At 68.4% G+C, this 24,541-nt stretch carries 21 protein-coding genes, 1 tRNA gene and 1 pseudogene; 9 read left to right on the top strand and 14 right to left on the bottom strand.

All coding sequences use genetic code 11. From position 1 onward, the window contains the following. Positions 1-40 precede the first annotated feature (40 nt). The 5 genes and pseudogenes from traA to CCS01_RS35020 form a co-directional block, all read left to right on the top strand. Complete coding sequence (gene traA, locus CCS01_RS07015; RefSeq protein WP_275112893.1) at positions 41-2,503, top strand: Ti-type conjugative transfer relaxase TraA; 2,463 nt, start codon at positions 41-43, stop codon at positions 2,501-2,503. A 139-nt stretch (positions 2,504-2,642) separates the two neighbouring features. Further along, positions 2,643-2,879, top strand: coding sequence for a helix-turn-helix transcriptional regulator (locus CCS01_RS07010; RefSeq protein ID WP_104518115.1), 237 nt, complete (start codon positions 2,643-2,645; stop codon positions 2,877-2,879). A 305-nt stretch (positions 2,880-3,184) separates the two neighbouring features. After that, positions 3,185-3,481 (top strand): type II toxin-antitoxin system RelE/ParE family toxin, encoded by a 297-nt coding sequence (locus tag CCS01_RS07000; RefSeq protein ID WP_104518113.1) that lies wholly within the window; start codon positions 3,185-3,187, stop codon positions 3,479-3,481. Between the two features lie 14 nt (positions 3,482-3,495). Then, positions 3,496-3,804, top strand: a complete 309-nt coding sequence (locus tag CCS01_RS06995; RefSeq protein WP_104518112.1) for a HigA family addiction module antitoxin — start codon at positions 3,496-3,498, stop codon at positions 3,802-3,804. Between the two features lie 55 nt (positions 3,805-3,859). Continuing rightward, positions 3,860-4,885, top strand: a pseudogene (locus tag CCS01_RS35020) (recombinase family protein); the annotation flags it as partial. 564 nt (positions 4,886-5,449) lie between these two features. On the opposite strand, the gene CCS01_RS06985 reads toward CCS01_RS35020, so the two are convergent. After that, positions 5,450-5,539: transfer RNA gene (locus CCS01_RS06985), tRNA-Ser, on the bottom strand. Positions 5,540-5,647: 108 nt separating this feature from the next. On the opposite strand from CCS01_RS06985, the gene CCS01_RS06980 reads away from it, so the two are divergent. Continuing rightward, the gene (locus tag CCS01_RS06980) at positions 5,648-6,640 is read left to right on the top strand and encodes a lipid A deacylase LpxR family protein (RefSeq protein WP_104518111.1); all 993 of its coding nucleotides are present in this window, start codon (positions 5,648-5,650) and stop codon (positions 6,638-6,640) included. Between the two features lie 106 nt (positions 6,641-6,746). On the opposite strand, the gene CCS01_RS06975 is transcribed toward CCS01_RS06980, so the two are convergent. The 3 genes from CCS01_RS06975 to CCS01_RS06970 all read right to left on the bottom strand — a co-directional run bounded on the left by CCS01_RS06975 (position 6,747) and on the right by CCS01_RS06970 (position 9,749). Beyond that, entirely contained in the window at positions 6,747-8,144 is a 1,398-nt protein-coding gene (locus CCS01_RS06975) for an MmgE/PrpD family protein (protein WP_104518110.1), read from the bottom strand. 259 nt (positions 8,145-8,403) lie between these two features. Then, entirely contained in the window at positions 8,404-8,574 is a 171-nt protein-coding gene (locus CCS01_RS33510; protein ID WP_158258267.1) for a hypothetical protein, read from the bottom strand. A gap of 227 nt (positions 8,575-8,801) precedes the next feature. Then, complete coding sequence (locus CCS01_RS06970; RefSeq protein WP_104518109.1) at positions 8,802-9,749, bottom strand: aldolase/citrate lyase family protein; 948 nt, start codon at positions 9,747-9,749, stop codon at positions 8,802-8,804. Positions 9,750-9,867: 118 nt separating this feature from the next. Between CCS01_RS06970 and CCS01_RS06965 the strand changes: the two genes are divergently transcribed. Together CCS01_RS06965 and CCS01_RS06960 are read left to right on the top strand one after the other, a co-directional pair. Then, complete coding sequence (locus CCS01_RS06965) at positions 9,868-10,407, top strand: isochorismatase family protein (protein ID WP_104518108.1); 540 nt, start codon at positions 9,868-9,870, stop codon at positions 10,405-10,407. A 49-nt stretch (positions 10,408-10,456) separates the two neighbouring features. Next, a complete protein-coding gene (locus CCS01_RS06960) occupies positions 10,457-12,208 on the top strand; it encodes an ABC transporter ATP-binding protein (protein ID WP_104518107.1) in 1,752 nt (583 codons plus the stop codon). Between the two features lie 704 nt (positions 12,209-12,912). Here the strand turns inward: CCS01_RS06960 and CCS01_RS06955 are convergent. Both CCS01_RS06955 and CCS01_RS06950 read right to left on the bottom strand, forming a co-directional pair. Beyond that, a complete protein-coding gene (locus tag CCS01_RS06955; protein ID WP_104518106.1) occupies positions 12,913-13,356 on the bottom strand; it encodes a hypothetical protein in 444 nt (147 codons plus the stop codon). 138 nt (positions 13,357-13,494) lie between these two features. Then, the gene (locus CCS01_RS06950) at positions 13,495-14,235 is read right to left on the bottom strand and encodes an SDR family NAD(P)-dependent oxidoreductase (RefSeq protein ID WP_104518105.1); all 741 of its coding nucleotides are present in this window, start codon (positions 14,233-14,235) and stop codon (positions 13,495-13,497) included. Positions 14,236-14,817: 582 nt separating this feature from the next. Here CCS01_RS06950 and CCS01_RS06945 point away from each other — a divergent pair. Next, positions 14,818-15,732, top strand: coding sequence for a zinc-binding dehydrogenase (locus CCS01_RS06945; protein ID WP_104518104.1), 915 nt, complete (start codon positions 14,818-14,820; stop codon positions 15,730-15,732). Positions 15,733-16,145: 413 nt separating this feature from the next. Here CCS01_RS06945 and CCS01_RS06940 read toward each other — a convergent pair whose 3' ends face one another. The 8 genes from CCS01_RS06940 to CCS01_RS06905 all read right to left on the bottom strand — a co-directional run bounded on the left by CCS01_RS06940 (position 16,146) and on the right by CCS01_RS06905 (position 24,538). Next, the gene (locus CCS01_RS06940; protein WP_104518103.1) at positions 16,146-17,306 is read right to left on the bottom strand and encodes a cobalamin-independent methionine synthase II family protein; all 1,161 of its coding nucleotides are present in this window, start codon (positions 17,304-17,306) and stop codon (positions 16,146-16,148) included. A 109-nt stretch (positions 17,307-17,415) separates the two neighbouring features. Continuing rightward, a complete protein-coding gene (locus CCS01_RS06935) occupies positions 17,416-18,630 on the bottom strand; it encodes a sugar ABC transporter substrate-binding protein (protein WP_104518102.1) in 1,215 nt (404 codons plus the stop codon). A gap of 17 nt (positions 18,631-18,647) precedes the next feature. Then, positions 18,648-19,631, bottom strand: coding sequence for an ABC transporter permease (locus tag CCS01_RS06930; RefSeq protein WP_104518101.1), 984 nt, complete (start codon positions 19,629-19,631; stop codon positions 18,648-18,650). Beyond that, on the bottom strand, positions 19,628-20,608 hold the full coding sequence (locus tag CCS01_RS06925) for an ABC transporter permease (protein ID WP_104518100.1): 981 nt from the start codon (positions 20,606-20,608) through the stop codon (positions 19,628-19,630). The genes CCS01_RS06930 and CCS01_RS06925 overlap by 4 nt, the downstream gene beginning before the upstream one ends. Continuing rightward, on the bottom strand, positions 20,609-22,168 hold the full coding sequence (locus CCS01_RS06920; protein ID WP_104518099.1) for a sugar ABC transporter ATP-binding protein: 1,560 nt from the start codon (positions 22,166-22,168) through the stop codon (positions 20,609-20,611). Continuing rightward, positions 22,165-23,220 (bottom strand): asparaginase, encoded by a 1,056-nt coding sequence (locus tag CCS01_RS06915; RefSeq protein ID WP_104518098.1) that lies wholly within the window; start codon positions 23,218-23,220, stop codon positions 22,165-22,167. Before CCS01_RS06915 ends, CCS01_RS06920 begins: the two co-directional genes overlap by 4 nt. Next, positions 23,220-24,206 (bottom strand): CobW family GTP-binding protein, encoded by a 987-nt coding sequence (locus CCS01_RS06910; RefSeq protein WP_104518097.1) that lies wholly within the window; start codon positions 24,204-24,206, stop codon positions 23,220-23,222. Before CCS01_RS06910 ends, CCS01_RS06915 begins: the two co-directional genes overlap by 1 nt. Beyond that, positions 24,203-24,538, bottom strand: a complete 336-nt coding sequence (locus CCS01_RS06905; RefSeq protein ID WP_104518096.1) for a hypothetical protein — start codon at positions 24,536-24,538, stop codon at positions 24,203-24,205. The genes CCS01_RS06910 and CCS01_RS06905 overlap by 4 nt, the downstream gene beginning before the upstream one ends. Between the last annotated feature and the right edge of the window lie 3 nt (positions 24,539-24,541).

Genomic DNA, 24,541 nt, shown 5'->3' with positions numbered 1-24,541 from the left:
TCCCATTTGGTGTGATTTAGGCTCTCGAATTCGTCCATTGATGGAACTCCATCAGCGTGTGCTTTGGCGGCTCACGCTCCAGAGTTTCATTGATGGGCGAACCGGGGCCTACCCCCGCAAATGTCAAACTGCTGCTGCCTCCCCGGCAGAGCCGGGGGAACTCCCGGTTACGTTAGAGGCCGCCGACCGCGCGGAAATGCACCGCGAGATCGCGCGCAACAACGGCGCGCGGATCATCGCCGATCCAGCCCTGGCGCTCGACGCGATCACGCATCAGCAATCGACATTCACGCGCCGCGACATGGCCAGGTTCGCGCACCGGCACAGCGATGGCGTCGACCAGTTCAATGAAGTCATGGGCGCGGTGCGTGGCGCGCCCGATCTGGTCGAACTGGGCAAGGACGGACGCGGCGAGGATCGCTTCACCACGCGCGAGATGATCGAAACCGAACAGCGCCTGCACCGCGCCGCCGAGATGATGGCCGCGCGGGAGCTTCACGAGGTGAAGGACGCCGACAGGAAGGCGGCGCTGGCGCGCGCGGAAGCGCGCGGTCTTGTCCTTTCGGGGGAACAGGCCGATGCGCTGGCGCATGTCACCGACGGGCGCGACCTCGGCGTCGTGGTCGGTTATGCCGGGACGGGAAAGAGCGCGATGCTGGGCGTGGCGCGCGAAGCCTGGGAAGCGGCTGGCTATGAGGTCCGGGGCGTGGCGCTTTCCGGCATCGCCGCCGAGAATCTCGAAAGCGGCTCGGGCATATCTTCGCGCACCATCGCCAGCATGGAGCATGGCTGGGGACAGGGCCGCGACGTGCTTAACCCCCGCGATGTGCTTGTCATCGACGAAGCCGGCATGGTTGGAACCCGCCAGTTGGAGCGCGTGCTGTCCCATGCGGCGCAAGCCGGCGCCAAGGTGGCGCTGGTCGGCGATCCGCAACAGTTGCAATCGATCGAGGCGGGCGCGGCGTTCCGCTCGATCTTTGAGCGCCACGGCGGGGCGGAGATCGGCGAGGTGCGCCGCCAGCGGGAGGACTGGCAGCGCGCCGCCACGCGCGATCTGGCGACCGGCCGCACGGGCGACGCGATCCATGCCTACGACCGCCACGGCATGGTGCATGAAGCGGCGTCACGCGAAGAAGCGCGAAAAAATATGATCGAGCGCTGGGACCGCGAGCGGCAGGCGTCGCCCGACCGCAGCCGCATCATCCTCACCCACACCAACGACGAGGTGCGTTCCCTCAATGAGGCGGCGCGCGAAAAGATGCGGGACGCCGGCGATCTGGGCGATGACGTGCGCGTGACCGTCGAGCGGGGGCCAAGAAACTTCGCCAGCGGCGATCGCGTCATGTTCCTGCAAAACGAGCGGAGCCTCGGCGTAAAAAACGGCACGCTCGGGACCATCGTCGAGGTCAGCGCCCGATCCATGTCGGTGCGCGCCGACGACGGGCGCGGCGTCTCGTTCGACCTGAAGGATTACGGCCGGATCGACCATGGCTATGCCGCGACCATCCACAAGGCGCAGGGCATGACAGTGGACCGCACCCATGTCCTGGCGACGCCGGGCCTGGACGCCCACGGCAGCTATGTCGCCCTGTCGCGGCACAGGGACGGCATGGACCTGCATTATGGCCATGACGACTTCGCCACCCGAGACCGGCTTGTCGGCGCCCTGTCGCGCGACCGGGCCAAGGATATGGCGTCGGACTATGAGCAATCCGACCCGGCTCAGGGCTATGCCGAACGGCGCGGGATCGCCTTCCGCGCTCGCGTCGCCGAAATCGTGCGCAAGACGCCGGAAAAGGCGCGCGGCCTGTTCGAAGGCTTGAGCCTGTCGGCCGGCCCCGTGTCCGGCCATGGCGGCGCATCGGGGCCGGAAAGGGGAAGCGCGGATGGGGAGATGGGGCGGCGAGACCCTGTCGGGCCGGAGAAGGAGGCCCCGGAAAACCCGGAGGAGGCGCTGCGTAGGGCCCGCACCGATGCGCTGGTCCGCCATGCCCGCGCGTCCGATGCGATCCTTGACGTCAAACGTCAGAGTCTCACGCCTTCCCTCGAACAGCGGCGCGAGCTTGGCGCGGCAAGACGCGCCTTCGACGAGGTGCGTCCGCACGGCTGGCAGGACGCGGAAGCCGCCTATTCCAAAGACAACAGCCTCGCGCGCGAAGCCGGATCGGGCCGCGTCAACCGCGCCATTCGGGCGCTCCAGCTCGAAACCGAACTGCGCACCGATCCGCAGCGGCGCGCCGACCGCTTCGTGGAGGACTGGCGCAAGCTCGACCAGACGAGCCGGCGCCAGTATGAGACAGGCGACATCATGGCCCACAAGGCCACCCGGCGCGCCATGGGCGACATGGCGAAGAGCCTCGAACGCGATCCGCAGCTTGAATCGATCCTCGCCAACCGTAAGCGTGAACTCGGCATCGGAATCGAATCAGGCCGCAGCCTTGGTCGGGAACTTGCGTTCAGCCACGGCATCGACCTCGGCAGAGGCCGGGGCATCGGCCTGTAGAACAATCCGATTTTCCGCCGTTTTTTCGCTATGGCTCGCTACAGCGCGACGACTGCTAACTCTCTATTGCATAACGTGAAAATAATGCCCTGACTGGCTCGGGAGGCTCCAGAAACAGCCAGCAGGAGGCAGCGAAACCATGCGCCAACCAGACCGTATCCTCCGCCTAAAGACCGTTCTTTCCCGGACCGGGCTGTCCCGATCCACCATCTATCGCAAGATCGCCGAGGGCACGTTTCCGCCCCAGCTCCAGATCAGCGTCAATGGCGCCGGCTGGCGGGAATCCGACATCGATTGCTGGATCGCCAATCCCGTGAGGTGGCGGGCGCAGACTCGCAGCGAGCCCGACTGCGATGACCGACGGCGAGACGGATAATGGCGGGGGGTGGGCACCATGTCCCGTTCCCGGCGTGTGAGGCCACCCACGGCATCCGAACAGCTTGAGGTGCTGTTGGGCTATCCGTGGCCATTCCCCGGTAGGCCGCCCAGACATGACCCGTCCACATGGACCGTTGCCGACGATTGGCCCGATCCCGTTCCGGTCACAAAAGCCGAGATCGCCGTGTTCGAGCAATGGTTCGGCGATTTGTTCGATGAATTGTTCGGCTCCGGAAGCTGATCTATTCCCCATTGCAAAGTGAGTGGTAGTATGGTACATGCACCCATAACTGGGGCGAACCCATGATCGTTGGCTTTCGGGATGCTTGGCTGCGGGCCTTTTTTGTGGATGATGTTCGCTCCCGCAATATCCCGTCCGATCTTGAAGCCCGGTTGTTCCGCAAGCTCCAGATGATGGACGACGCCGTGACCGATCAGGACCTGCGCGTTCCGCCCAGCAATCACTTCGAGAAGCTGCGCGGCAATCTGGCGGGGTTCCATGCGATCCGCGTCAACCAGCAATGGCGGTTGATCTTCCGCTGGGATGGCGAGCGCGGCGAGGCGGACGGGATTTATCTGGACGATCACAGTTACCGATGAGAGCAAGGCAGACCATGCTGACCACGAAGCGCAAGCCGGCGACTGTCGGCGAAATCCTCACCGAAGAGTTCATGCAGCCGATGGGCTTGACGCAGGGTGCGCTCGCCGAGGCGATGGGCGTCCAGCGCAAGCATGTCAACGAGTTGTGCGGCAACCGCAGGAACGTGACGGCGGCGACGGCCCTGATCTTGGCGCGCGTGTTCGGCAACAGCCCAGACTTCTGGCTCAACGTGCAGCGGCGCAACGATCTTTGGGAGGTGATGAATACTCCCAAGCAGCGCGAGCGGATCGAGCGCGCCCGTCCCTTGCCGAGCGCGGCCTGAGTCATGCGACCGAACCGCTTGGGCTGGAACATCAGTTGAGAAGGAAACATTGCCCATGACCGTGCCGCAGCGCGCCGCCCTTTACTTGCGCGTCTCGACGGCGCGGCAGGCCGAGCATGATGTCTCCATTCCCGACCAGAAGCGCCAGGGCGAGGCCTATTGCGCCTCGCGCGGCTATCAACTCGTCGAAACCTTTGTGGAGGCCGGCGCCTCGGCCACCAACGACCGCCGGCCCGAGTTCCAGCGCATGATCGAGGCGGGGACCAGCAAGCCCGCGCCGTTCGATATTGTCGTGGTTCACAGCTTCTCGCGTTTCTTCCGCGACCACTTCGAGCTGGAGTTCTACGTCAGGAAACTCGCCAAGAACGGCGTCAAGCTCATCTCCATCACGCAGGAGATGGGCGACGATCCGATGCACGTCATGATGCGCCAAATCATGGCGCTGTTCGACGAATACCAGTCCAAGGAGAACGCCAAGCACGTCCTGCGGGCCCAGAAGGAAAACGCCCGGCAGGGTTTCTGGAACGGCGCGCTGCCTCCGGTCGGTTATCGCGTTGTCGCCGCCGAGCAGCGCGGCGCCAAAATCAAAAAGAAGCTTGAGATCGATCCATTGCACGCCGACACCGTGCGGCTGATCTATCGCCTGGCCCTGGAGGGCGATGGCGCATCCGGCCAGATGGGCGTCAAGAACATCGTCAGCTATCTGAACAGCCGCCGCATCTTCACCCGCGACGGCGGCCGCTGGGGCATCGGGCAGGTTCATCGCATCCTGACCCGCCGCACCTACATGGGCGAGCACGAGTTCAACAAGCGGTCCAAGGCCAAGGTGCGCAAGCCAGCCAGCGAGGTGGTGACCGTCCCGGTTCCGCCGATCGTTGCCCGCGAGACATTCGATGCTGTTCAGGCCCTGCTCAAGGCCCGCAACCCCAAAGTCACGCCCGCCCGCGTCGTCAGCGGCCCCACCCTCCTTACCGGCCTTATTCATTGCGGCAAGTGCGGCGGCGCCATGACGATCCGCACCGGCAAGGGCGGGCGCTATCGCTATTACGCCTGCTCGATGAAGGCGCGGCAGGGACCGGCCGCCTGCGAGGGCATGGCCGTGCCGATGGAGAAGCTGGACGATCTCGTCGCCAGCCATCTGGAGGACCGCCTGCTTCGGCCCGAACGGCTGGAAATCATCCTCGCCGCTGTTCTGGACAGACGGCAGGAGCAGAGCGAGCGCCGGCGTGAGCATATCGCGGAACTCAACAAACGCGCCGCCGAATCGGACCTGCGTCTCAAGCGCCTCTATGACGCCATCGAAGCGGGCGTCGCTGAGCTCGACGATCCGGCGCTCAAGGACCGGATCGACGGGCTCAAGGCCATCCGCGATCAGGCCAGGGCCGACGCCGAACGCGCCCAGGCCATGCTCGACGGTTCAGGCGGCAAGGCTGTCACGCCGCAAGTGTTGCGCAGATTCGCCGAAACCGCGCGCCAGCGCATCCGGCTCGAAGGCGGCGGCTATCGCCGCGATCACCTGCGCGCGCTGGCGCAGCGTGTCGAAGTGTACGATGGCGAAGTCCGGATCATCGGATCGAAGTCCCGGCTGCTCCAGACGCTCACAGCGAAAAACAGCGTAAATTCAGTGCCCACTCAAGGACTGAAATGGCGGATGGGGTGGGATTCGAACCCACGGAAGTCTTGCAACTTCGCTGGTTTTCAAGACCAGTGCCTTAAACCGCTCGGCCACCCATCCTGTCCGGTCGGTAACTACCCTGTTGCTCGCGGTATCTCAAGTGTTGACGGATTGTCGCAATACCGTATCTCCTCCACAAGCAAACATGACGAATCCAAGTCTCGTTGAATGAATATCCGCACCGCCACGACACTTGCCGTGCTGTCCGTGCTTCCGTCAGTGGCGGCACGGGCGCAGCTTGCCCCTGACACCGCCGCAATCTGGACATTGCAGGACGAAAACGCTTCGGTCTCCGGAAGCAACGTCACCGACCGCCTGTACGTCAACGGCCTGCGCCTGGGCTGGATGTCGCCGACGACGAAGGTCCCCAACTTCCTCCAGGACCTGGCGCGAACGCTGTGGGGCGAGGGCCAGCAGCGCGTCGGCATCGACCTGGCGCAGCAGATATACACGCCGATCGACACATCCCTCGTCATCCCCGATCCGCATGATCGGCCCTATGCCGGCGTGCTGCTCGGCAACTTCACCCTGCTCGGCGACTCCGAGGACACCAGAAGCGTCCTGACGCTCAGCCTTGGGCTGATCGGCCCGGCCTCGGGCGCTGAGAACCTGCAAAGCAGCTTCCACAACCTCATCGGCCAGGAGCCGGCCCTCGGCTGGGGCGGCCAGATCCAGAACACCCCGGCCTTCCAGTTGCTGCATGAACGCACCTGGCGCCTGCCGATCGGCACTGTCGGCGCGCTCGAGACCGACGCGCTGCCGGCCCTGACGGTGGCCGTGGGCAACCTGCGCACCTATGCGCAGGTCGGCATGTCGTTCCGCTTCGGCCAGGGATTGGACTCTGATTTCGGCGTCCCGCGGCTCCGCCCCGGCCTGTCCGGCGGCGATGCCTTCAGGCCGACACGCCCGTTTGCCTGGTACATATTCGCCGGCGCCGACGGTCAGGCCGTCGCCTACGACGAACTGCTGGAATCGAGCCCGTTCCGCGGCGGCCCGCATGTCTCGCGGATCTGGGACGTGGGGGAGATGCAAGGCGGGTTCGCCATCATGGCCTATGGCATGCGCCTGACCTTCGCCTATGTCGCGCAGACGCAGCAATTCAACGGCCAGAGCGGAGGCCTGCACCAGTTCGGCTCGGCCTCGCTGTCGATCAGGTTCTGAGCCGGAAACGAGGCCGCACCGCGCCGCCCCGGCGTGGCCAAAGCCTGGCCCGCCGGCCGGACTGGGTTTCCCGCTGCCGGTCTGAACCCGCCGGCAGCGGTTCCGTCTATTCCCCGGCCAGCCGCGCCGCCATCAGCGGGGCGGCAAGGCGCGGCAGGCTGGCGATGTTGGGCGTGTGGTCGATCGCCAGCACCGCATTCGCCAGGGCCTCGGCTTTTTCCACGCCCAGCACCGCGTTGGTCAGGCCGGCGAACTTGGCGCGCAGTTCGTCCTCCGACAGGAAGTTGCCCGGCTCGCCCTTCGGCACCACGACTTTCTGCTCGAACCGCCGGCCACGGGCCTCGATCGTCAGCTTGCCGGACATGTTGGTGGGGAACTCGGCCTCGATCTCGGGATCGAAGGCGCAGGTGACCTTCGGCAGCAGCGCCCGCACCGTCGGGTCACCCAGCAGCGTATAGCTGTCCCATTCCATCGCGCCGCTGACCAGCGCCGCCGAGATCACGAACGGGCCGCTGAACTGGCCGTCCACCACGTTCTGCGGGTTCGCCTTCTTCTCCGCCGGCGCGCCAATCAGCAGCATGCCGGATTTCGGCAGGCCGAGCCGGACGGCGGTGATCTCCGACGGCTTGATGTCGTTCGCCGCCCGCAGCGCCAGGGCCGCGTCGATGCCGGCATGGCCGTAGCGGCAGGACGGATAGGGCTTGACGGCGGTGTTCATCAATTCCCACACCGAGCCGAGGTCCTGCACCGCGCGCTCCGGCGTCGGGTTCGGCGCGTAGGCACGCATGAAGCCGTGCTTGCCCTCCAGCGCCTCGGACGCGCCCTTGAACCCTTCCCGCACCAGGCTCGCGGCCATCAGGCCGTTCATCGCCGCCCAGCCGACCTGGTGCCGCTTGGTCCAGGCGCCGTTGGCGAGGAACTGCAGGCTGCCGGCGGCCTGCGACAGGACGGTGCCCAGCGCGCCGGCGACGCCGTCGGCGTCCAGGCCGAACACCCGGGCGGCGGCCGCGGCCGCGCCGAACGCGCCGCAGGTGGCGGTGGGATGATAGCCGCGGTCGTAGTGCTCGCCGGCCGGCAGGGCCAGCGCGATGCGGCAGGTCACCTCGTAGCCGGCGATGATGGCGGCCAGCACGTCGGCGCCCGAGGCCCCGGCGATCTCGCCGGCGGCGATGGCGGCCGGGATCACCGGCGCGCCCGGGTGCAGCGAGCCGGCGGCATGCGTGTCGTCGAAGTCCAGCGAATGCGCCAGCGCGCCGTTCAGGTAGGCGGCCCCGGCCGGGGTATAGCGGCAGCAATCGCCGAACACGCCGGCATTGCCCGCCGCCATGCCCATGGCGCGCACCGCGCTGACGAAGGCATGCGTGCTCTCCGCGTCATGCCGGGCGCGGACGATGTTGCCAATCAGGTCGAGCACGAGGAACCGGGCGCGATCGACGAGCTCGGGCGGCAGGGCGTGCAACCGGATGCCGGCGGTGAAAGCGGATAAGGTTGTGGTGACGCCCATATTACGTCCCTCCTGGTTTGTTGACGCCAGTGTGACGTAAAGACGACCGCAAGAAAAGGCACATCATAAGGATTATGATGTCCCAAATTTGTTGTACTCTGCGGGCACTTTTGCCGAGACGGTGGGATTTCGCCGCTCAACGATACTTATAGTAAACGGTACGCCACGATGAGTGCCGAGCCGTGCCTTCGGCATCGCCGGACACAGTGCGGCCAGGAATCCTGTCGCGTCTGGCCGGCGCGCCTGGCAGGGACCCGCCCTACGTGATTTTGCCCAGGATATATCCGACGCCCAGGGCGATCAGCACCGCGGACAGCGGATTGTCCTTGATGAAATCGACCAACTGGTCCTGCGCGTCGCTGGCCTGGTTGATCTTCCGTTGCACGGCCTCACCGGCGTCGGCGACGGTTCCTTCCGCACGCTCGCTCATGCTGCTGGTCCTTTCATGACAGTCCGCCTGTCCGCAACGCCGTTGCCGGGTGGCCTGTTCTTCCGATCGCAGTCACATCCTGTTCGCCAGGCTGCCCGGCGCCTGCCGCGGGCGGCGCTCGTCAATGCTCCGGGAGCGGAGCATAGGACCGCGCCGCGGCCCGTCATAGACCACCATGGATACAGGCCGGTAACAGTTTGCCGATGCGGGCGGCCGGTTTGCCGCCGCTACACGGGCATGCGCCGCCCCTGGTGAGCCCGGCCGATGCGCGCTATCTCCCGGTTGTGGCCGGCGACGATACGCACGCCCTCGTCCAGCCGCGCCGCGATGGTGCCGGCGGTGCAGCCCTCCAGGAAGGCGATGCCGTTGCGCCGGCAGGCGGCGAACACCTTGTCGCGCGCCGCCTGCATCACCGGCGGATAGGGATCGCGCAGCAATTGCACCGACCCCAGCGCCAGGCTCAGGTCGCCAGGCCCCATTTCGGCAAAGCCCAGGCCCGGCACGGCGCAGATGGCGTTGGCGTTGGCGATCCCCTCGGGGCTTTCCAGCTTCACGCCCAGCAGCAGCTCGCCGCGCGGGTTCAGCGGCCAGGGGTCGCAGCATTCCATGTACGCCTCGGCCTCCAGGCCCCAGATCGGCGCCGCCGTCGTCTCCGACCCGCGCCCGCGGGTACCGATGCTCAACATACCGTGCGCGCCGCGCGGAGCCCGGTGCGCGCCGGCCATCCGCTCCTCGGGCGTGGGGATGTTCGGATCGACGCCGGCCCGCTGGTGCGGATAGCGGCAGGCCTGCACGAAGGCTCGCACGGCGTCGGCGCTCTCCGCCTGGCACAGCAGGATGCCGTGCACGCCGCGGCCCAGGATCTGGCGGAACTGCCAGGCGTTGAAGCGGATGTTCGCCTCGTCGGTGCCGTTCACTGGCGCCTCGACGATCACCGCCGGGGTGCGGTGGCCCGAGCGGGTCGGCCCGCCGTCGGCCAAACCGCGCATGTAGGCGGCGAGGCCGGCCATGTCGAAGGCGCCGTGCTCCATGCCGACATTGATATAGTCGGCCCAGGTGTCGGCATCCCGCCGCCCCTGCTCATGGGTCAGCTCGTGTCCGCTGTGGGCGCCGTCGTAATAGACCGCCTGGCCCTGCTCCAGCAGTTCGATGGCGCGGTTGATCCGGCTTGCCATTTGGAACGCCTCCCGGTTCTTGTTGCATCAGAGTGCGCCCGGCATTACGGGCGGCGTCAACCCTCTCGCCGATCCTTCCGCACGGCTTGTCTTTCCTGATCCACACACGAGGCTTTCCATGTCCGACACGGCGCTGATCGTCATCGACGCGCAGGAATCCTTCCGTCACCAGCCGTTCTGGACGGACACCGACCTGCCGGCTTTCGTCGCGAAACTGCAGGCGCTGATCGACGGCGCCCGCGCCCGGGGAATGCCGATCTTGCAGATCCTGCATGTCCGGGAGAACAGCCCGTTCGCCCTGGACTCCGGCCACGTCGCCACCCTGGCGCCGCTGGCGCTGACCCCCGACGTCATCTTCCACAAGCACAAGCACAGCGCCCTGATCGGCACCGGCCTGGCCGAGTGGCTGACGCACCACGGCATCAACCGCCTGATCATCGCCGGCATCCGCACCGAGCAGTGCTGCGAAACCACCGCGCGCCATGCCTCCGACCGCGGCTGGACGGTGGACTTCGTCACCGAGGCGACGCTGACCTTCCCGATGACCGACCCGGGCGGCACCGTGCACAGCGCGCAGGCGATCAAGGCGCACACCGAGATGGTGCTGGCCGGCCGGTTCGCCCGTATTGCCACAGTCGAACAGGCATTGGCCGCCTGACGCCGGAGGTCGATGGCGAAAAGCCACGCGGGCTGATACACGCCCGCGGATGACCACCACGACTTCCGACAGCACCGTCTTCCTGCTCCGCCGCCTGTGGCGCGAGCACCTGATCCACCACAAGCCACGGCTGCTGCTGGTCCTGGCGCTGACCCTGCTGATGGCGGGGACGACGGCGCTCTACCCGGTGGTCATCAACCACGCGTTCGACATGTTCACCGCCCACGACCGCCGGATCTTGTACCAGATCCCGGTGCTGGTGGTGATCGTCACCGGCCTGAAGGCGGTGGCGCAGTATTTCCAGAGCGTGCAGGTGCAGCAGACCGTGCTGCTGGTGATCCGCGCGCTGCAGGGCCGGATGTTCGCCCACCTGACGCACGCCGATTTGTCGCGGATGGAGCGCGAGGCGCCGGCGCAGCTGGCCTCGCACTTCACCACCGACGCGCAGACCATCCGCGAGGCGCTGACCCGCGCGGTGAACGGGGTCGCCGACGTCGTCACCGTCATCGGCCTTGTCGGCAGCATGATCTACCTGAACTGGCTGCTGTCGGTGATCGCCGGCGCGCTGTATCCGCTGGCGGTGATGCCGATCGAGCGCATCGGCCGGCGGGTGCGCAAGGCCTCCGGCGGGATGCAGGCCAGCGTCGGCGAGACGGCGGCGCTGCTGAACGAGAGCTTCGCCCAGGCCCGCACCGTGCGCGCCTATCGCCTGGAAGCGACCGAGACGCGCCGGGCCGAGGCCGCCTTCGCCCAGCTGTACAAGTCCCTGCTGCGCATGACCAAGAGCCGCGCGCGGGTCGAGCCGGTGCTGGAAGTGCTGGGCGGCGTGGCGGTGGCCGCGGTCATCGGCTTCGAGGGCTGGCGCGCCGCGGTCAGCGACCACGCGCTGGGCGATTTCACCGGCTTCGTCGCCGCCCTGCTGATCGCCGCAAGGCCGCTGCGCGCGCTGGGCTCATTGAACGCGGCGCTGCAGGAGGGGCTGGCCGGGATGGTGCGCGTCTTCGCCATCATTGACGAGAAGCCGTCCATCAGCGACGCGCCGAAGGCGGTGCCACTGCCGCCCGGCCGCGGCCACGTCGTGTTCGACAGCGTGCGCTTCGTCTATCCCGACGGCCGCGAGGCGCTGCGCGGGCTGAGCTTCGAGGCGCTGCCGGGTTCTACGGTGGCGCTGGTCGGCCCCTCTGGCGGCGGCAAGTCAACTGCGCTGGCGCTGATCCCGCGGCTGCAGGACGTGACCTCGGGCGCGGTGCGGATCGACGGCGCCGATGTGCGGACGGTGACGCTGGCGAGCCTGCGCGATTCCATCGCCTATGTCGGCCAGGATGCGCTGCTGTTCGACGACACCGTGGCGGCGAACGTCGCCATGGGCCGCCCTGGCGCCAGCCAGGCCGAGATCGAGGCCGCCGCCCGGGCCGCGGCGGCCGCCGGCTTCATCGCCGCCTTGCCGATGGGCTACGAGACCGTCGTCGGCCCCGGCGGGCAGCGCCTGTCCGGCGGGCAGCGCCAGCGCGTCGCCCTGGCGCGGGCGCTGCTGCGCGATCCGCGGATCCTGCTGCTGGACGAGGCGACCAGCGCGCTGGACACCGAAAGCGAGGCGGCGGTGCAGGAGGCGCTGGCCACGCTGCGCAAGGGACGCACGACGATCGTGATCGCGCACCGGCTGTCCACCGTACGCGACGCCGATCTGGTGGTGGCGCTGGCCGAGGGGCGGGCGCAGGAGAGCGGGACGCATACGGCGCTGATCCAGGAGGACGGGCTGTATGCGCGGCTGGTGCGGAGCCAGAGTTTGCTGGAGGCGTAGGTTGTGCCGACGCCGGGCAAGAACGGCGGACAGGACGAGCGTCGAGTGGAAAGCAGTTCGGTCGTTGGGTGGCGGGTCCACCGGCTCTGCGCGACGGTGCCATGCCAAACGGCGTTGAAATTGACCGCTCTCTCCGTCGTGGCCGGAACATGCCCCATAGCTATCTAGGGTGGGGCGACGGCTGGAGAAGGATTTGGCGCCGCGGCCGTTCCCCCTCCGTCATGGCCGGGCGCGTCCCTACCGCATGCACAGATCTTGGAAACGATGTCCCACCTGCGGCGAGCGAGGGCATGATAATGCAATCATCCGCCAGCCTGGACGGCGCCTTGTACCCCGGTATCTTGGCGTTGAACGGGAACCATGCTGCCGCACCGGGTGGGGATGGGTGCGCTACATCGGCGGTCCGTGCGGTGGAGAGCGTCGATAAAACGCCAAGACGCCAAGTTCATGGTCGCCAACCCGCTACCTGCCGCAACCAAAGGCATGACAGGCGGCCGCGCGCGTCCGGGCCATGACAGCGAGCGCCTGGTCCCAGCCGTCAGGCAAGCCTCTGGTTTTGCGGTCGTTGCCGAGCTGTGTGCATCCGGTACGGCGCGTCCCGGCCATGACGATAAAGAGACGACCCGGCTCCAGAGAGACGGCCTGACCCCAGAGAGATGCCCTGACTCCGCCAGGCAGTGCGCCGCAATCAACGCCGGCTGGTGTTAGACGGTATCGATACGCGAGCCAGGGAAGCACATCAGTGTCGAGCGCCCTTCCTTGCGAAACGCGAAATCATAACGCCGGTACCATTCGACCAGGGTAGCCGGTTTGCTGCACCAGGGCCGGTTCGCTGGCCAGTCTTTCGGCTTGAGCGGAATTGGCTCACCGACAACGAGAAATGAATGCTCGGCCGCCAGTTCAAGTATGCGCGCCAGAAGCCGTCCCCCATCGCCTGGCCGGTCCGACGTGATCATCTCCAGCCAAACGACCTCATCGTTGGGCACCCATCTCTTCCCGCATTTCAGGTAGCTGCCGAACTTGAGGGCCGCGAGAGCCCCGTTGATGCGATTGTGCCGGCGCAGGACGCACGATGCGCCAGGAAATGTAGAGAAGTAAAAGTCCTCTGGACTGGTCTCGGATAGCCACTGCTGTTCCATGTCAGTCATGTTGCACAGCTTGGAAGTTGCGCCACGTCCTCTACTCCACCGTTTCGGGCACCACAATATCCGCGCCGCGTGGCCCGTGGACACCCGCAATGCCGTGACGACAGGACCGTCCGGCTGTCATCCGTCCCGTCCTGACCACTAATTGAACGCGATCCCGCCGGACAGCGCGACGGTCTGCCCGGTCATGTAGGCATTGCCCACCAGCATCAGCACCACCTGCGCCACTTCCTCGGCGGTGCCGAAGCGGCCAAGCGGGATGCGGGCGGGCGTCGGGGCGAGGCCGGCCTTCACCATGTCGGTCTCGATCAGCGACGGCGCGACGGCGTTGACGGTGATGCCGTCCTTCACCAGGCGTGCGGCATAGCCGCGGGTCAGCCCCTCCAGCCCGGCCTTGGAGGCGTTGTAGTGCAGGCCGACGCCGCCGGCGCCCCGGGCGGCGCCGGAGGAAATGTTGACGATCCGCCCCCAGCGCTGCGCGCGCATGTGCGGCAGGACGGCCTGGGTGCACAGGAAGGCGGACTTCAGGTTCACCGCGATGGTCTGGTCGAAATCCGCCTCGGTCAGGTCGTCGATGCCGCGGATCAGCGCGATGCCGGCATTGTTCACCAGGATGTCAGGCGCGCCGAGCGAGTCCGTGACGCGGCGCATCATGGCGGCCACCGCCTCGCCGCGCGACACGTCGGCGGCGACCGCGACCGCACGCCGGCCGGTTTGGGCGATGGCCGCGACGACGGCTTCGGCGTCCGCCGTGCGCTCGCGATAGTTCACCGCGACGTCCGCCCCGGCCTCGGCCAGACGGCAGGCGACGGCGGCGCCAATGCCGCGGGAGCCGCCGGTGACGAGGGCGATGCGGCCGTTCAGATCCGGGGCAAGCGGCATGGACTGGTTTCCTTCGCTCATGGCGGCAGCCATCCGGGCGTGCCGCGACTGGCGCAGATATAGTATCCATCGGAGGTATCCATCGGGCCGCGCGTGACTTCAACCCGCCGTCACCCTGTCCGGTCGCCGGTGTGTATCGCCCGGCTTGTCCGTATCGGCGCTGACATAACGAGGCACAGGGCGTGGTCCTCTCCCTGTCGTCATGGCCGGGCGTGTCCCCATGCGTATCAGGATAAGACGACGACCGGGGAAGGATTTGGCGCCGCGGCCGTTCTCTCTCCGTCATGGCCGGGCGTGTCCCTACGCAATGCACACATCTCGGAAACGATCCGCCGCTGCGTTTCCCTTTCGTCATGGCCCGGCTCGTCCGGGCCACCTATTCCAGCACGTGTGCCGCGACAGGTGGCCCGGACGAGCCGGGCCATGACGATGGGGCAACGGATCGGCCCTGGTTCCTTATGTCAGCGCCTATGCGGCTTGTCCGGACCATGACGGTCGGACAACGGCCAGTCTCGACGACGGTTGGCATGACGTGACACGGCGATGCCGGCGGCCTAGCCTTCAACGCGGGAGGCATCTGCCATGCGCGCACTGGTCAACACCCCGAACGGGCCGACGCCGGTCGAATTCCGTGACCTTCCGGAACCCGAGCCCCGGGCCGACGAAGCCCTGGTCGAGGTCCGCGCCTTCTCCCTCAACCGAGGGGAACTCACGCTGTTCAGGAACCTGCACGAAGGCTGGCGCCCCGGACAGGACATCGCCGGCACCGTGCTGCGTTCGCCGGATCCCGCCAGCCTGCCGGTTGGCGCCCGGGTCGTCGCGATCGCCGATCGGGCCGGGTGGGCCGAACGCGCCGCGGTTCCCCTGAGCCGCATCGCTTGCCTGCCCGACGCGGTCAGCTTCGAGGACGCCGCCGCTCTCCCGGTCGCCGGCATCACGGCCTTGCGGACTCTTCGTTTCGGCGATCCTCTCCTCGGGCGCCGCGTGCTGATCACCGGCGCCAGCGGTGGCGTTGGCACGCTGGCTGTCCAGCTTGCCGTCTGTGCCGGGGCGCGCGTCACTGCCGTCGCCCGCGCCGGCTCGGCTGACACGATGCGACGCCTTGGCGCGCGCGAAACCGTCGCCCGGGTCGGCGACGCCCAGGGCCGCTACCACCTGATCCTGGAGTCGGCCGGCGGCGCCTCGCTGGCCGCCGCGCTCGAACGTGTGGCGAGCGGCGGCACCGTCGTCGTCTTCGGCAACTCCAGCCGCGAACCCACGGAGTTTTCCTTCGCAACCTTCCGCGAGGCGCAGAACGCCCGCATCCAGTCGTTCTTTTCCTTCACCTCCGGTCCCGAGGAAGCGTTCGCGCCCGATCTTGCCCTTCTCGCCGGGCTGGTCGCCGAAGGTGCCCTTCGCCCACAGGTCAGCGTTCGCGACTGGGACCAGATCAACGCGACCGCCGCCGAGCTGGAGGCTCGCAGGCTTCCCGGGAAAGCCGTGTTCCGCATCGCGTGAAGCGCATGCCGAAAGCGGCCCCGGAGCAGGCCTCTGGCATATTATTAATTTACCATAACAAAAATCCAGCGCTGCGCTGCCAGGCCAAACTGCGGCACGGCATCGATTCGAATATCGTCGAGACACCGCGACCGCACGCCGCAACAAAACCTTCTCTGCGCACTCTGCGCTCCGCTCGGCGATCTCTGCGTCGAAAAATGCTGTGCCGCAACAAAGAGCGGCGTTGCCAGTGACCCACCCAACCCGAAACGCCGTTGGCGCCCCGGCCACCGCGATTCAACGCAGAGATCGCAAAGCGGCGCGCAGAGCACGCAGAGAAGCGACCACGGCCGCATTGGCCACCGTGCGTTGCTTATCAAAGCCAGCGCGTCCGCATCGCCGCTGCAACCACGCGATCCGCGGGCCAGGCGGCATCACCCGCCGGCCCGGCCCCACAGCCGCCGCGACGCGATGCGCGCTCCCTCGGCGGCCGCGGCGAGCTTCACCCAGACGATCTCCTCCGCCACATATTCGCGGCCCGCGAACGTACCGAACCCGCAATCCGTTCCGGCGATCACCCGTTCGCGGTCGCCAACCGCGGCCACCGCTTCCTCGATCCGCCGGGCGACCACCTCCGGGTGTTCGACAATATTCGTGGTGGTATCAAGAACGCCGGGCATCAGCAGCATATGCGCCGGCAGCGGATTGTTCCCTAGCGCGCGGTACTCATGCTGGTGCCTGGGATTGGCGAACTCGATCGAGAGCGCGCCGACATTCGCTCGATACAATTCCGGAAGAATAGCCGCCAACGCAACGTCGTGGATGTGGGGGCCGTCGTTGTTGCCCCAGCAGACGTGCAGCCGGATGCGGTCCCGGGGAATGCCCTCGATGCCCAGGTTGATGGCGGCGACATGCAGTTCCAACTGCCCGAGGAATTCGGCCTCGGTCAGATGACCGAAAAACCGTTGCCGTTCCATCGCGAGATCCGGGCTGTCGATCTGCAGGATCAGGCCCGCGTCATGGATCGCCCGGTACTCGTGCGACAGCGCTTTCGCCAGCGCCGTCAGATAGGCCTCGTGGCTGTCGTAATGCCGGTTGAGCATCGTCGTGGCGACGATGCCGGGTGACGGCGCCGTCATGAAACATTCCCGGAAACGCCCCCCCATGCGCCTGAGCCGCGCAGCGTCTTCCCTGATCGGCGCGCTGTCGACATACCGCACCTCGGACAGCGCCGCCGGCGCGTTCGTCACGCGCGCCGAGTGCGGAAAGCGCATGGCCGCCTGCCGGGCATAGCCCGGAAACTCGACCTGGTCCCGGGCCGGCGGACGTTGCGACTCGCCACCGAAGCCGCACAGGCAGCGCGGAACGTAGGTCTGGAACCCGACGCGCGACTGTTCGCCATCGTTGCCCACGTCGATGCCGGCCTCGACCTGCTTGTCGATCACATACGCGGTTGCCGTCTCCACCTGGCGGGCCAGCGCGACGGGATCGACCGTCTCGCCGGCTTCCTGGCGGACCAGCATGTCGGACAATGGCTCCGGACGCGGCAGACTGCCGACATGACTGACCAGGATGCGGTCGGTGCTCATCAACATGGACGTTTCCTGCGTTGTTGGAGGCTGCTGTCAGAAGTATTGCCTGCTCGCCGGACCCGGCTCACATCGAAGCCGACGTGCGGCGCCGCCATCCGCCGCGACCACCTGCCTATTTCGGCACCGGTATCGGCTTCACCAGGTTCGGCTCCATCGCGTCCGCCGGCGCCTTGCAGTCGCTGCAGTTGATGTCCGGCAGGTTGTCCGCGTACTTCACCGGCGGCAGCGCCTGCATCCGCGCCCCCGGCGTCGCCGTGCCATCCTGGATCGAGGCCAGGCTGAGCTCCGGCAGCAGGGTCCCGTCCAGCGCGGTGTCGATGAACAGCGGCGGCACCTTGCCGTTCGGGAACACGTTGCAGCCGCTCTCGAACCGGTCGCCCGGGCACATCTTCACGTCCTGGTACGGCACCCACGGCAGCGGATACTCGACGTTGTGGCGGTCCAGCTTCAGCTTGCCGGTCAGCACCTCCATCATCACCTTGAACGCATACGGCCCGACCGCCGGGCCGGAACTGGAGGACAGCCCCTTCAGCCCCTTCTGCTGCATCGCCTTGTCCGCCATCAGCAGCCGGTAGCCGTTGTTCGACTGCCCGGCGATCGTCACCAGCCGGTCCGGCCGCGCCTTCATCACCGCCTGCAGCGAGCCGTAGGTGCCGTCCACCGTCCAGATCGCATCCAGGTCCGGATGCACGGCCAGCAGGTTCGCCACGGCCTGCTGCGAGGTCGCATCGTTCCAGTTGCCGTAGAATTCGCCGACGATTCTGATCCCCGGATACCGCCCGAACACCCCCAGCGCCTGCGCGTCATAGGTCTTCGTCACCGACGTGCCGGCGACGCCGTGGTTGATCACCACGGTGCCCTTGCCGCCCATCGCGTTCACCATCCACTGCGCCGAATTGGCGCCGTAGCGCGCGGTGATGCTGCTGACGTTGTAGGCGCAGGGCTCGGTGACGGTGCTGTCGTAGGTGAACACCGTCACGTGCCGCCGGCAGGCCTGCCGGATCACCCGGTTCAGCGCCGTCGGCGACAGCGGATAGATCAGGATCGCATCGGCGCCGTCGGCGACCATGCTCTGCAGGTCGGAGATCTGCCGCTGCACGTCGGTGCCGGAGATCACCGTCTTGAACGTCACCTGCTTGTCGTACGGCGGCGTCGCGGCCAGCGCCTTGACGCCGTTCGCCGCCGCCGCCTGCCAGATGTTCCCGCTGTAGCTCATGTCGAGGAACACCTTGTAGTGCTTGTCCTGCGCCTGCGCGCCGGCGGACACCGCCAGCAGGCCGCCCAACGCCGCCATCAGCGCCGCCAACGGTTTCACCGGAAATTTCATTTTGTCTTCCCCTGTGGTCAGCCCGGGTTCGCCCCCGGGCGGTTCTGTGCAATCAGCGCGGTGATGATGATCACTCCCTGGATCAGGTCGCGCAGCCCCTGCGACAGGCTCAGCACGGTGATCAGCGTCTCCAGCGTGCTCAGGAACAGCGCGCCGGCCAGCGTGCCCAGGTAGATGCCGCGCCCGCCGGTCACCCGCGCCCCGCCGATGACCACCGCGGCGATCGTCGGCAGCAGGAACGGATCGCCCATGGTCAGCGTCGCCGCCGACGAGTATCCCGCCAGCAGCACCCCGGCGAGCCCGGCGCACAGCCCGCTGAGCCCGTAGGCCGCGACCGTCAGCCCGCCGATGGGAAGGCCCGCCACCCGCGCCGCGCCGGGACTGCTGCCCAGCGCATACAGCCGGCGGCCGGTAACGCTGCCGTTCTGGAACGCAATCGCGATCACCGCGAAGCCCAGCAGCAGCCAGATCGGCCACGGCACGCCCAGGCCGCGCGCGCTCATCAGCGTCTCCAGCCCCGGCGCCACCGGCGCCTGCGCCGCGCCCGCGGTCAGGCCCAGCCCGACGCCGAAGAAGCTGGTGGCCGAGGCCAGCGTCATGATGAACGGCGGAATGCCGATCAGCGCGATGCCGAGGCCGTTGACCAGGCCGATGCCGGCGCAGCACGCCAGCGTCGCGGGCATCGCCCAGATCAAGGCGTCGTTGCTGCCGTTGGTCAGGCCGGAGATCATCATCCCGCCCAGCCCCATCACCACGCCGATGGACAGGTCGATGCCGCCCAGCAGGATCGCCAGCCCCTGGCCGAACGACGCCACCGCCAGGAAGATCGCCGACACCAGAATCGCCGAGACCTGCGCCAGCAGCACCGTCCCCGGGCTGACCAGCTTGATCAGGCCGATCAGCAGGCCGGTGCAGGCCAGCACGCCCAGCGCCGGCAGGATCTCCGGCGGCATCCGCCGCCGCCCGCCTTCCGCCTCCATCGGCACAGCGGAGTCGCTCATGCCGCCCGCCGCCGCATCCGCTGCGCCACCGCCGCCGAGGCGTTGCCGATGACCAGCGCGACGATCATGATCACTCCGTTGAACACGTTGGTGTAGAATTCCGCCACGCCCAGCGCGAACAGCATCTTCTGCATCACCGTCAGGATGCCGGCGCCGGCGATGCTGCCGAACGCGCCGCCGCGCCCGCCCATCAGCGACGTGCCGCCGATGGCCACTGACGCATACATGAACAGCAGCAGCGCATCGCTCGCCCGCGGGTCGCCGGTGCCGGTCTGCGCGCTGAGCATGTAGCCGGCCGCGCCGTAGCACAGCCCGGCAAGGACGAACGCCTTCAGCTTCGTGCGCGGCACGTCGATGCCGGACAACCGGGCCGCCGCCGCATCCGTGCCGGCAGCGTACAGCGCGATGCCGAACCGCGTCCGCTTCAGCACCATCCAGGCGAGGCACAGCCCGGCCAGGATCACCGCGGCGACGGGCACCACCGACCGGATGTCGCCGGTCAGGCTGTCGGCGATCACATCCGCCACCGTGCCGCCCGGCGCGGACAGGATCAGCAGCGCGACGCCCTCGGCCGCGATCATCGTGCCGATGGTGGCGGCCAGCGATTGCAGCCCCAGCCCGGCGACCAGCAGGCCGTTCAGCAACCCGGCGGCGCCGCCGATGGCCAGCACCGCCAGCAGCGCCACCAGCCAGCCGAAATCGCCGAACGTGCTGATCGTCGCGACCACGCAGTTGCACACGGCGATGACCGCCACGCCCGACAGGTCGAACTCGCCGGCCAGCACCACCAGCGTCAGCCCGGCCGAGGCGATCGCCAGCACGATGCCGTCGTTCAGCAAGTTGGTGATGCCGAACACCGTCGTCGCCGTCTCGGTGCGCGCGGCATAGACGGCGTACATCGCCGCGAACAGCAGCACCGCCACGGCCGTCGGCCCGCCGCCCAATGCCCGTCGCCACCGGCCGGACGGCGCCGCCATCTAGCCCGCCAGTTCCATGGCCGCACCCTGCCCGGACGGCCCGGCGCCGGAGGCGAGCGCCAGGATATGCTCCTGCGACAACGCCTCGCGCGGCACCTCGCCGGCGATGCGGTTGCGGTAGATCACCAGGCAGCGGTCGCACAGGTGCACCAGCTCATCCAGCTCGGTGGAGTAGAACAGCACCGCCCCGCCGGCGGCGGCGAAGCCCTGGATCATTCGGTAGATGCTCTGCTTGGCGCCGACGTCAACGCCGCGGGTCGGGTCGAACAGCAGCAGGCAGCGCGCCCCGCTGGCCAGGGCCCGGGCCAGCACCGCTTTCTGCTGGTTGCCGCCCGACAGCGCGGCGATGGGCAGCTTCAGGGTGCGCGGCGAGAGGTCCACCGCCTCGGTGATCGGCTCGACCAGCCGGCGCTCGGCGCGGCGGCTGATCAGGCGCAGCCGGGCGGCCCGCGCGATCACCGGCAGGGAGATGTTCGCGACGGTGGTAAGGTCCTTAAAGATGCCCTCGGTCTTGCGCTCCTCCGGCACCAGCACGACGCCGTGCCGCCGCGCGGCGCGCGGCGAGCGCAGCGCCGCCGGCTTGCCGCGCATTTCGATGCGGCCCGATTGCAGCGGGTGCAGGCCGATCAGCGACTGGAACAGGCGGGCCTGTCCCTGACCCTCCAGCCCGGCGACGCCCAGGATCTCGCCCGGCGCCAGGGAAAAGCTGACGTCGTCGACGCCGGGGCCGCGCAGCCCGGTGGCGCGCAGCATCGGCGGCCCGGGACGGATCGCCGGCGGCACGGCGACGAAGGTCTCCACCACCGAGCGCCCGGCCATGCTGCTGAAGATGTCGTCGTCGCTCATGGCGGCGACCGCGGCGTCGCGCACCTTGCGGCCGTTGCGCAGGATGACGCAGCGGCCGCACAGGCGGCGCACCTCGTCCAGCTTATGGCTGATATACAGCACCGAGGCGCCCCAGCCGACGGCCGCCGCCACCTGGGCGAACAGCCAGTCGCGATCGGCCAGCGCCGCCGTCGGCTCGTCCAGCAGCAGGATGCGCGGCTGCCGCCACAGCGCGCGCACGATCTCGACCCGCTGCCGCATGCCCAGCGACAGGTCGCCCACCAGCGTCGCCGGCGGGATGTCGCGGATGCCGTGCGCCCCCAGGATCGCCTTCGCCTCCTGTTCGACCCGCCGCCGCGCGATCATGTGCAGGCGGTTGATCCCGGGCTGCGGCAGGAACAGGTTCACCGCGACGGACAGCGTCGGCACCAGGCTGAGTTCCTGGAACGCGGTGGCGACGCCGAAGGCGCGGGCGTCGAGGACGTTGCGCGGGCGGTAGGGCGCGCCGCCGACATACATCTCGCCGGTGTCCGGGGTGACGACGCCGCTGAGCGCCTTCACCAGGGTGGACTTGCCGGCGCCGTTCTCGCCCAGCAGGCCGCAGATCTCGCCGGGCAGCAGCGTCAGCGAGACATCCTGCAAGGCCACGGTGGCGCCGTAGCGCTTGCCGATGGCCCGCAGGTCAAGCACGGAGCCAGCGGACGGGCCAACAACGGACGGGACGCTGTCGCTCATGGCGCCGGCCAGCGGAAGGGCGGCCGGCTGCCGGGCACGCCGATGGCGGCGAAAGAATCGGTGATCACACGCGATGGCGCTTCGGCGGCGAGCAGCAGCGTCAGCAGCAGCCGCGCCTTCAACCCGTCCAGCACGCCGGCATGGATCAGCCCGCGGCCCAACAGGTCGGTTTCCGAGCCGGGGAAGCCGTAGGTGCCGCGCAGCCCCTCGCCGGCGCCGGTGCGGGAGGCCAGCACCACCGGCATCTGGTCGGCCAGCGCCGCCAGGTGCGGCACCATCGCCCGCGGCACGTGGCCGCCGCCCATCGCCTCGATGACCAAGCCGCGGCAGCCGGACGCGGCGACCGCCGGCACCAGCCGCCCGTCATCCCCGAGCGTCGCCGTCAGCAGCGCCACCGGCGGAATTTCCCGCGGCTCGGACAGCCGGATGGCGTGGCGCGCCACGGGACGCAGCGCGATGCGCGGGCGGCCCTCGACGATCCAGCCGACCGGGCCGGCCAGCGGGGAGCGGAAGGTCGCCGGGCTGGTCGCATGCGTCTTGCGCACGAACAGCGGCAGGTGCACCTCGTCGTTGAACACCACCAGCGCGCCGAGGCCACGCGCATCGGGACTTGCCGCGACCTGCGCCGCGCCGAGCAGGTTGGCCGGGCCATCGGCCCCCGGCAGCGCCGGGTTGCGCATCGCCCCGGTCAGCACCACCGGCGCCTCGCCGTGCCACAGCAGATCCAGCGCGAAGGCGGTTTCCTCCAGCGAGTCGGTGCCCTGGGTGACGACCGCGCCGCTCGCGCCGCCCGCCACGGCCTGTTCAATCGCCTGCGCCAGCGCGATCAGGTCGGCCAGGGTGAGGTCGGGGGAGGCGACCTGGCGGAACGCCACCGCCGTGACCTCTGCCACGTCGGCCAGTTGAGGCACGGCGGCAACCAGGTCCGCCGCGGTCAGCGTCGGCGCCGCCGTCTGCCCCCCGCCCGGCACCGAGACGCCCGGCACCGAGGCAATAGTGCCGCCGGTCGAAAACACGGTGATGCGCGGGCGGCCGCTGGGGGTGTCCGGCATCAGGCAAGCTCCCGCACCGACAGGTCGGCTCGCCCGCCGGCGCGCTGGAAGGTCTCCAGCGAATCGGCGATGCGCGCCGGATCGATCCCGCGTGTGATGAAAACGAGGTAGGAGCCGTCCGCATCCGCCGGCCAGGCGGCCAGGTGCTCGGGCGGATGCACCACGTGCTGCGCGACGTTCATCACCACCGGCCCGGCGTCGCCGATATCCAGCAGCCCCTTGATGCGCAGCACGTCCGGCCCGCGCGCCTGCAGCAGCATGCCGAGCCAGACGCCGAACGCCGGCCAGTCGAGCGGGGCATTGAAGCCGAGCGCGGTGGATTGCACCTCGCTGTGCGGGGCCGCCGGCGCTTCCGGTGGCAGGCCGCGCACCGCGCCCCGGGTCGGCGCCAGCGCGTCGCTGCCGTCGCCGAGGCGGGACACCGTGATCCGCGCCGTCGGATTGAGCTGCCGCACCCGCATCCGGCAACGCGACACCGCCTCGAACGGCGCGAGGTCGGTCTTGGTCACCACCACCCAGTCGGCGGCGATGATCTGTTTGCGCACCTCCGGCTGCCGCTCGATCTGGGCCGCGGCGTTGAGCGCATCGAGCGTCACCACCACCGCGGCGGGCGCGAATTGATGTTGCAACACCGGATCAGTCCCCAGCGTGAACAGCACCGGCACCGGATCGGCGATGCCGCTGGTCTCGATCACCACCTGGGAAATCGGCGGGAGCTTCCCGCTGTTCTCCTGGTCGAGCAGGTCGCGCAGGGTGCGCACCAGGTCCTCCCGCCGGGTGCAGCAGACGCAGCCGCCTTGCAGCAGGACGGACTGTTCCTCGACCATGCGGACGAGATGGTGATCGACCCCGATGGCGCCGAATTCGTTGATGATGACGGCAACGCCGGCGCCGTGCCCGGCCAGGTAGCGGCGCAGCAGCGTGGTCTTGCCGCTGCCCAGGAAGCCGGACAGCACGGTCACCGCGCGGCGGCCGCCGGACGTCATGCCTCGGGCTCCGTCCGCAGGCGTTGCAGCAGCGCGGGATCGAGCGGATCGAGCGGCCGCCCTGCCATCTTCGCCGCCGCCTGCCAGAGTTCCGCGACGCTGCCGACGACCTGTTGCTTGCCCTTGCGGTTGCCGACGACGTAATTCATCGCGCTCCAGTCGTCGCTGACGTCCAGGCTGTAATGCGCCAGCACCTTGCCGAGCAGCCTGGTGCGGCCATGGCGGCTCTGCCGACGGATCGTTTCGCCCGCGCCCTGGCTGACCGTTTCGGGGTCGAGCAGACGTTCCGACCAGTGGATCTCGGTGAACATCTGGCTGCACAGCACGCACATGGG

The organism is Rhodopila globiformis, from assembly GCF_002937115.1.
GTDB lineage: Bacteria > Pseudomonadota > Alphaproteobacteria > Acetobacterales > Acetobacteraceae > Rhodopila > Rhodopila globiformis.
Note: the sequence above shows the minus strand (reverse complement) of the source record. Positions and strands in the feature narration are given on the sequence as shown.